The organism is Kocuria sediminis (assembly GCF_009735315.1).
In the GTDB taxonomy this organism is placed as follows: Bacteria; Actinomycetota; Actinomycetes; order Actinomycetales; family Micrococcaceae; genus Kocuria; species Kocuria turfanensis.
Genome location: NZ_WOGU01000017.1, coordinates 41997 through 48742 on the forward strand (window position 1 = coordinate 41997; position 6746 = coordinate 48742).

Consider the following 6746-nt stretch of genomic DNA (forward strand, 5'->3'; position numbering starts at 1 on the left):
TCTGTGTTCAGGGTCCGGGGTGAGTGGAGTGGCGACTAGTGATGAAAGGTCTCGTCCTGGCGGTGGGAGGCCGGTTCGATCTGGAAGGTGGAGTGCTCGATAGCCACGTGGAAATCACGGGCCACACAGGTCTGCAGGTCTTTGAGCACGACCCCGGCGTGTTCGGCGGTCAGGCAGCCGTCGTGGACGGTGACGTGGGCTGAGAGCACTGGGGTGTCGGAGTCGATGCGTGAGGCGTGCAGGTCGTGCACACCGACCACGTGCGGCAGGGCCTCCAGGCGGGTGCGCACCTCCTCCAGGTCCAGTCCCTTCGGGGTGGTCTCCATCAGCACTTCGACGGTGTCGCGCAACAAGATCAGCGCCCGGGGCACGATCAGGGCGGCAATGAGCAGGGACACGAGCGCATCCGCCTGGGTCCACCCGGTGGTGGCGATGACGATCGCGGAGACGATCACCGCCACCGAGCCCAGCGCGTCATTGGCGACCTCCAGGAAGGCGGCCTTCATGTTCAGGTTCTCTCCCCGCCCCGAGGCCAGGATGACCAACCCGATGATGTTGCCGGCCAACCCGATCACCCCGAACCAGAGCATGGCCGAGGACTCGACTTCCGGGGGCTCCAGCAGCCGGCGCACCCCTTCGACGGCCACGAACCCGCCCACGGCCAGCAGTACGGATGCTTGTGCGGCTGCGGCCACGATTTCGGCGCGCTTGTAGCCCCAGGTGCGCTTGTCCGTGGCCGGCTTCAGCGCCAGGGTCGCGGCGATGAAAGCGATCAGCAATCCGGCCGAGTCGGTGAACATGTGCCCGGCATCGGCCAGCAGCGCCAGACTGCCCGAGATCATAGCACCGATGATCTCGGCGACCATGATCGTGGCGGTGATGAGGAAGACCACCGCCAGCTTGCCCCGCCGCCCGGTGGCGGCATGGGCGTGGTGGTGTTCCCCGCTCATGCCGGGACCTCCTGGACGGTGGCGTCATCAGCAAGGTCCTCGGCGGTGCACTCAGGGGTGCCGCACCGGCACACCGCCTCGACGGTGAGGATGGTGCCCAGCAGGTCCTCTAGGGCATGAGCCAGCTTCGGGTCCGAGAGCTCATAGCGCACATTGCGCCCGATCGGCACGCCCACGACCAACCCGCAGTCACGCAAGCAGGCCAGATGATTGGACAGGATCTGGCGACTCACCCCGATCCGAGCCGCCAGCTCCGAGGGCACCGCCGGGCCCTGCTGCAGCTGCAAGAGCACCGCGGCCCGAGTGGGATCGGCCAGTGCTTTGCCGAACCGGGACATCACCTCGACCGGGGACAAGATCCTCATGCCATAACCGTACAGCAGAATCTGTATCAAACGGGATGGGGGTCGAACGAGGCCCGGGCAACGTCCAGCTTGCGTTCCTACGGTATGGGCGGACGGGGATGCCGTCCGCCACTGCGGCATCCCCGTTCCCCGATCGCGCACCGCGCCCCCGGCGGGTCGTCCTGCCGCAGCGTCGCCCCTGCGTGGCAGGAGGGGGCCAATCCAGTTCAGCGGGAGTGCAGGCGTGGCCGCGGGTGCCCTATGGGTCGGCCGGCAAGGTCGCCTCCTGCCCCGTCCGTTGGCCACCGACTCACGCCACGGCAGGACCGTGACGCTGCTGTTCGTGGCTCCGACCACTGGCGCGGGGTACCTTGAAAGGCTTTCAGGTGTTGGTGCTTTCGAGGCACCCCGCACTGGGGGAATGGCTTCAGGAGGCGTGGCCACCGGCGTTGTGGCGAGACTCAGCGGTAGGTGTAGTACCCGTCGAGGGCCATGGCGTTGACGGAGTGAACGAAGGTCCCCTGGGTCGGGTTCAGCGCCGAGATCATCTTGCCGCCGCCGATGTAGATGCCGATGTGGTTGCCGCCGTTCTGGGACACCAGGTCACCAGGCTGCGGAGTGGTGGTCGGCGTGGCGGCGGCGATCTGCTGGAAGCTCGTGCGGGGCAGGTCGATGCCGTTCTGGGCGTAAACCCACTGGGTGAAGCCGGAGCAGTCCCAGGCGCCGAACGAGGTTCCACCCCAGACGTAGCCGCCCCCCACGCCCTGCTGGGCGGTGCCGACGATCCCGCCGGCGGCCGGGGTAATCGCGGTCGTGGTGGTGGACTGCGGGCTCACGGACGAGGCAGCCTGAACGGTCGGGGCCTGCGCAGCGGGGGCCTGATAGGTGTAGGAGGCCAGGTCGGCCATCGCGGAGGCCGGAGCCGCATAGGAAGTTCCACTGGCGGCGGGGATCTCGGCGTAGGCCTGGGCCGGGGCGATGGAGCCGACGATCGCGGCGCCGGCGGCGGCGGCGATCGTGGTGTTGCGCACGGCGTGAGAGGTGGTCTCGGCGCGGTGGCGGGCAGTGTTCTGCTTGAAAATAGCCATGGGTGTGTTCCTCCCTTTGCCTACGAGGTGAGCTGTCGGATTCGGGTGGGAGACACCCGGCCGCGGAGCGCGTGCGCTCTGAACGGCTTAACCCCAAGGCCCCGGATCATCGGGACCGGAAATGGTTCCCCCGCTTCTGCCAAGCAGTTTCTGTGCATGGGCCCCGGGCACCGGCAGAATTCGGCGATGTGCACGAGGGCGCCGACAGGATCAGCGGTCGGCACGCACCGAAGAGTACAAGATGATCACGAAACAATCACAGTCGGATTCGAGAATGTATAGAGATCATGAAGAAGAAGATCAAGATTTGATAAATCCCTAGAGTTTTATCGAATTTCTTCTGTGAATTTCCTGGAAATTATGGGAGGGCCTGAGGAGGCGCGTACTCAGTGGTGCTCCTAGCATCGCCACGGGTTCGCCGGGCACACATCACCCGGCGCCGCCGGGGCCTGCTGGCTCTAGGCTTCGCCGTCCTGATCCTGCTCGGGCCCACCCTGGGTTACTTCACCCTGCACCAGGCCGCGGACGCCCTGGCTCTGTCGGTCCTGGTGGTGACCGGTGGGGCGATGATCAGCATGGTGGCCGGAGAAATGCCCACCGAAGCCCCAATCGGGCTACCGGCGCGTAGGGCCCGCTTCTGCTCATCGGAGGATTGCGCGCTGTCCGCCGCGATTCCCGCCTACCCGGGCATCTGAGAAGCCGCACGCACCGGCGCCTGTCACGCGGTGCCGGTGCGTGCGGGCTGAATTTCAGTGGGCGCAGCAGGTGCAGGTGGCCCCGCATCCGCCACAGCCGTCGCTGTCACGTGTGCTGTCTTCGGCAGTGAGGACCGAGATCGGGGCGCAGCAGGCATCCCCGCGCCAAGCTTCCAGCCCTTCCTTCACGGCCACGGCGGCGATCACCAGGGCAGCCAGCGGATCGGCCCAGGACCAGCCCAGGGTGCTGTTGAGCACCAGGCCCACCAGGAGCACGGCCGAGAGGTAGGTGCACAGCAAGGTCTGCTTCGAGTCGGCCACCGCCGAAGCCGAGCCCAGTTCCCGGCCGGTGCGGCGTTCGAACCAGGACAGGAACGGCATGATCACCAGGCTCACGGCCGCCAGCACGATCCCCACCGGGGAGTGCTCGGGTTCGGCGGCCCCGGCCAGGGTGCGGATCGCGTCGATGGTGACGAAGGTGGCCAGCCCGAAGAAGGAGAGGGCGATCACCCGCATGGCCATCTTCTCCCGGCGGTGCGGGTCGGGGGCGGCGAACTGCCAGGCCACCGCGGCCGCCGAGAGGACCTCGACGATGGAGTCCAGGCCGAACCCGATCAGTGCCGAGGAGGACGCAATGCGCCCGGCGGTGATCGCGATGATCGCCTCGAGCACGTTGTAGGTGATGGTGCCGGCCACGATCCAGCGCACCCGCCGGTGCAGCACCGCTCGGCGGGCATCGGTGACGGGCTTAGGACCCAGGGTCAGAGAGGTCATGCGCAGGTGCATCCTTCCGGGGAGCAGCAGGTCGGGTCCACGGTGATGACCAGCTCCAGCAGGTCCCCCAGGGCCTCGCCCAGGCGGGGATCGGCCAGGGAGTACCAGGTGCTACGCCCTTCCGGGGTAGAGGCCACCAGCCCGCAGCCACGCAGGCAGGCCAGCTGATTGGACATCACCTGCTTGGAGACACCAAGGGATTGAGCCAGCTCCGAGGGCCGGGCCGGTCCTTCGCGCAGGGCCAGCAGGACCTGGGTGCGCGTCGCATCCGAGAGGGCATTACCCAGCCGGGACAGGGCCGAGGCATGTGTGAGGGTCACCGTGCTCATGCCCCAAAGGTACACGAACCTATGTACTGTCAGTGTCATGGCTCCACGGGGCGTTACCGGCTCACCGGCACGGTTGGGCCCCAGGCCGTTGTTGAGTTCACTTGTGCCGCCCTGGCCGGCACCGCTCTTGAAAGCTGGAAGGCCTGGACGGGCCCGTCCAATCGAGGAGGACGACGATGATGACTGACTTGGCCCCGGCCCTCGCGCTGGGCCTGTACCTGACCGGTCTGGTGGCCGCGTTCGGGGTGCGGTCCTGGATCCACCGGGCCCGCACCGGCTCCACTGGTTTCCGGGGCATCAGCGGGGCACCGGGGACGGCGGAGTGGTGGGGCGGGGTTCTGTTCGCCGTGGCCTTGGTCCTCGGTGCGGCCGGCCCCTCGCTGGCGCTCACCGGCTCCGTGACCGCACCCCGGTTGCCGGAGGTCATCGCGTGGGCCGGTCTGGTCATCACCGTCGGGGGGTTCGTCGGTGTGCTGGTCTCCCAGGCCGGCATGGGCGCTTCCTGGCGGATCGGGGTGGACGCCGCCGAACGCACCGAACTGGTGACCACCGAAGTTTTCGCGGTGATCCGCAACCCCGTCTTCACCGCGATGCTCACCACCTTGCTGGGACTGACCCTCCTGGTGCCCACCGTGGTGAGTGCAGCAGCGTGGCTGTGCCTGCTGCTGGCCGTCGAACTTCAGGTCCGTCTCGTCGAAGAGCCCTACCTGCTGGCCACCCATCCCCAGGACTACGGCTCCTACGCCGCTGGTGTCGGCCGGTTCCTGCCCGGCCTCGGCCGGCTGCAGCGCATTCCCCAAAGCGAGAGGAACTCCTGAAATAGGGCCCCCGGCCTACCGGTGGGGCGTCGAGGACACGGGATCCAAGGCGCGCAGGAAGACGAGGTCCCGGTTGGCGTCGTGTACTGGCGGATGTCGTGGCAACGTTTCTCCAGGGTTGGCTCCTCACTGTGGTGTCATGACCACCTCCGTGACAATCAAGGGCCCGTCCGTCGCACAGCGTCCTCGCAGCCGGTGGCGCTGGATGATGCCGGCGGCCTGTCTGTTGGTTCTCTTTGCGGTGCTCGCCCGTGGGGTGGCCGCCGAGGAGGCACCGAGCACCATGCTGGGAGCCTCCGGCTCTGTGCCTGGTGGACTGGCGCGCATCAATGGTGTGCTGCCCTATGCGCAGGTTGGTCCGCAACCGGGTGAGGTGCCTCCCGAACTCATCGGACCAGTGGCCGAGGGCAGTCACCGTGTGCAGGTCCTGCTGGAGATCACCGTGATGGAACCGGGGGGCCTCGAGTTCAATGCCGAGGATTATGCGGTGGAACGGTTGGGCGGGCGCCAGTCACAGCTGGCGTGGGCGTCCACGGGCCCGGTGTCCCTGCAGCAGGGCGAGATCCTGCAGGCGGAGCTGGTTTATGAGTTGCCGGATCAGGCCGTTGAGCTGGTTCTTGAGGGGCCCGGCAACGCCCGCTTGTCGCTGGGAGCTGAGCATCACAGCGGCAGCACCAGCAGGCGCTGACCACCGTCTCCGGTCATTGGGGGTTTGACCGGGGCATCAGCCAGGGAGAATGGAGGCAACTTGTCCCGTCGCCCACAGGCGGGTGGAAGAGAGCAGCTGATGAGTACGACAACGCCCGAGCACACCGGGCAGAGGCACACCGGGCCGGGCAGGCCGGGCGATCACAGGGTGAGGCCGTGGCAGATCGCTGCTGCCTTGATCGTGGCCTTGGTGGTGTTGGCCCTGGCGATGCTCTACAGCGGCTCGGGGGCTGCGCGTTTGGCCGCTGATCCGGGGGCACTGGTGCGCTGGGGCCTGCCGGTGGTCGAGGTGGTGCACAACAGCGCCCTGGTCGTGGTGCTGGGGGCCTTGCTCTTCGCTCTCGGTGTCGTGCCGAGAACCCGTGGCGGGAACCGTCACGGCAACGGCCGCGGCGACGGCCAGGAAGCGGAGCACCCCCTGTTCACGGCCACGATGGGACTGGCCGAGGTGGCGTCGGTGGTGTGGACGGTGACGGCCGTGGCCGTGCTGGTGCTGTCCTATTCCGATGTGGCGGGAGTGCCGGTGGGCGGGGACGAGACCTACGCGCAGCAGCTGCTGTACTACGCCACGGATCTGTCCCTGGGGCAGGCTCAGTCGGCGACCGTGGTGGCCGCTGCCGTGGTCACCACCCTCGTCTTCGGTGTCCGGGCCCTGATGGGGCTGTTGCTCACCTTCATCCTGGCGTGCGCGGCTCTGGTGTCCATGGCTTTGACCGGTCACGCTGCCGGGGGCGCGGACCACATGGGGGCGGTGAACTCCTTGGGCCTGCACCTACTGGGGGTGTGCTTGTGGACCGGTGGGCTGATGGTGCTCGCCTGGCTCTCGCCGCAGCTGAGCGCCTCCGATGCCGGCACCGGCACGCTGCCGGCGGGCGCCAGCCGCGGAGTCGGGGCCCGACGGCAGGTGCCGATGGCTGCTGTGGTGCTGCGTCGCTTCTCGGTGGTCGCCGTATCATTAAAAAACCTGGTGTTCCTTTCCGGGACGGTCAATGCGGCGGTGCGCATCGGTTCCTGGGAACAGCTATTCAGCCCGTACGGGC

The 6746-nt window shown here is 67.7% G+C and carries 9 protein-coding genes and 1 riboswitch; of the genes, 4 read left to right on the plus strand and 5 right to left on the minus strand.

Annotation, left to right across the window (positions count from 1 at the left end):
* Positions 1-35: 35 nt before the first annotated feature.
* From GMA12_RS16340 to GMA12_RS16350, 3 genes are all read right to left on the minus strand, one after another.
* Positions 36-950 (minus strand): cation diffusion facilitator family transporter, encoded by a 915-nt coding sequence (locus tag GMA12_RS16340; protein WP_156270567.1) that lies wholly within the window; start codon positions 948-950, stop codon positions 36-38.
* Positions 947-1315: an ArsR/SmtB family transcription factor gene (locus GMA12_RS16345; RefSeq protein ID WP_156270568.1), complete on the minus strand. Its 369-nt coding sequence runs from the start codon at positions 1313-1315 to the stop codon at positions 947-949. Before GMA12_RS16345 ends, GMA12_RS16340 begins: the two co-directional genes overlap by 4 nt.
* A gap of 440 nt (positions 1316-1755) precedes the next feature.
* Positions 1756-2382, minus strand: coding sequence for a C40 family peptidase (locus tag GMA12_RS16350; RefSeq protein ID WP_156270569.1), 627 nt, complete (start codon positions 2380-2382; stop codon positions 1756-1758).
* A 5-nt stretch (positions 2383-2387) separates the two neighbouring features.
* Positions 2388-2578, minus strand: a riboswitch (cyclic di-AMP (ydaO/yuaA leader).
* A gap of 193 nt (positions 2579-2771) precedes the next feature.
* On the opposite strand from GMA12_RS16350, the gene GMA12_RS16355 reads away from it, so the two are divergent.
* A complete protein-coding gene (locus GMA12_RS16355) occupies positions 2772-3077 on the plus strand; it encodes a hypothetical protein (protein WP_156270570.1) in 306 nt (101 codons plus the stop codon).
* A gap of 54 nt (positions 3078-3131) precedes the next feature.
* Here the strand turns inward: GMA12_RS16355 and GMA12_RS16360 are convergent, their stop codons facing one another.
* Positions 3132-3851 (minus strand): cation efflux transmembrane domain-containing protein, encoded by a 720-nt coding sequence (locus GMA12_RS16360; protein ID WP_156270571.1) that lies wholly within the window; start codon positions 3849-3851, stop codon positions 3132-3134.
* Positions 3848-4180 carry an ArsR/SmtB family transcription factor gene (locus GMA12_RS16365; RefSeq protein WP_156270572.1) on the minus strand — a complete coding sequence of 111 codons (333 nt, stop codon included), beginning with the start codon at positions 4178-4180 and terminating at the stop codon, positions 3848-3850. Before GMA12_RS16365 ends, GMA12_RS16360 begins: the two co-directional genes overlap by 4 nt.
* A gap of 176 nt (positions 4181-4356) precedes the next feature.
* Here GMA12_RS16365 and GMA12_RS16370 point away from each other — a divergent pair, with 176 nt between their 5' ends.
* The 3 genes from GMA12_RS16370 to GMA12_RS19085 form a co-directional block, all read left to right on the plus strand.
* Complete coding sequence (locus GMA12_RS16370) at positions 4357-4998, plus strand: methyltransferase family protein (RefSeq protein ID WP_156270573.1); 642 nt, start codon at positions 4357-4359, stop codon at positions 4996-4998.
* Positions 4999-5137: 139 nt separating this feature from the next.
* Entirely contained in the window at positions 5138-5686 is a 549-nt protein-coding gene (locus tag GMA12_RS16375) for a hypothetical protein (RefSeq protein WP_156270574.1), read from the plus strand.
* A gap of 99 nt (positions 5687-5785) precedes the next feature.
* Positions 5786-6746, plus strand: a 961-nt coding sequence (locus tag GMA12_RS19085; protein WP_503102581.1) for a CopD family protein, incomplete at its 3' end; no start/stop codon positions are given.

Coding starts and splice junctions, on each gene's coding strand:
- GMA12_RS16340 (WP_156270567.1), bottom strand. CDS start 950: ATGAGCGGGGAACACCACCACGCCCATGCCGCCACCGGGCGGCGGGGC.
- GMA12_RS16345 (WP_156270568.1), bottom strand. CDS start 1,315: ATGAGGATCTTGTCCCCGGTCGAGGTGATGTCCCGGTTCGGCAAAGCA.
- GMA12_RS16350 (WP_156270569.1), bottom strand. CDS start 2,382: ATGGCTATTTTCAAGCAGAACACTGCCCGCCACCGCGCCGAGACCACC.
- GMA12_RS16360 (WP_156270571.1), bottom strand. CDS start 3,851: ATGACCTCTCTGACCCTGGGTCCTAAGCCCGTCACCGATGCCCGCCGA.
- GMA12_RS16365 (WP_156270572.1), bottom strand. CDS start 4,180: ATGAGCACGGTGACCCTCACACATGCCTCGGCCCTGTCCCGGCTGGGT.
- GMA12_RS16370 (WP_156270573.1), top strand. CDS start 4,357: ATGATGACTGACTTGGCCCCGGCCCTCGCGCTGGGCCTGTACCTGACC.
- GMA12_RS16375 (WP_156270574.1), top strand. CDS start 5,138: ATGACCACCTCCGTGACAATCAAGGGCCCGTCCGTCGCACAGCGTCCT.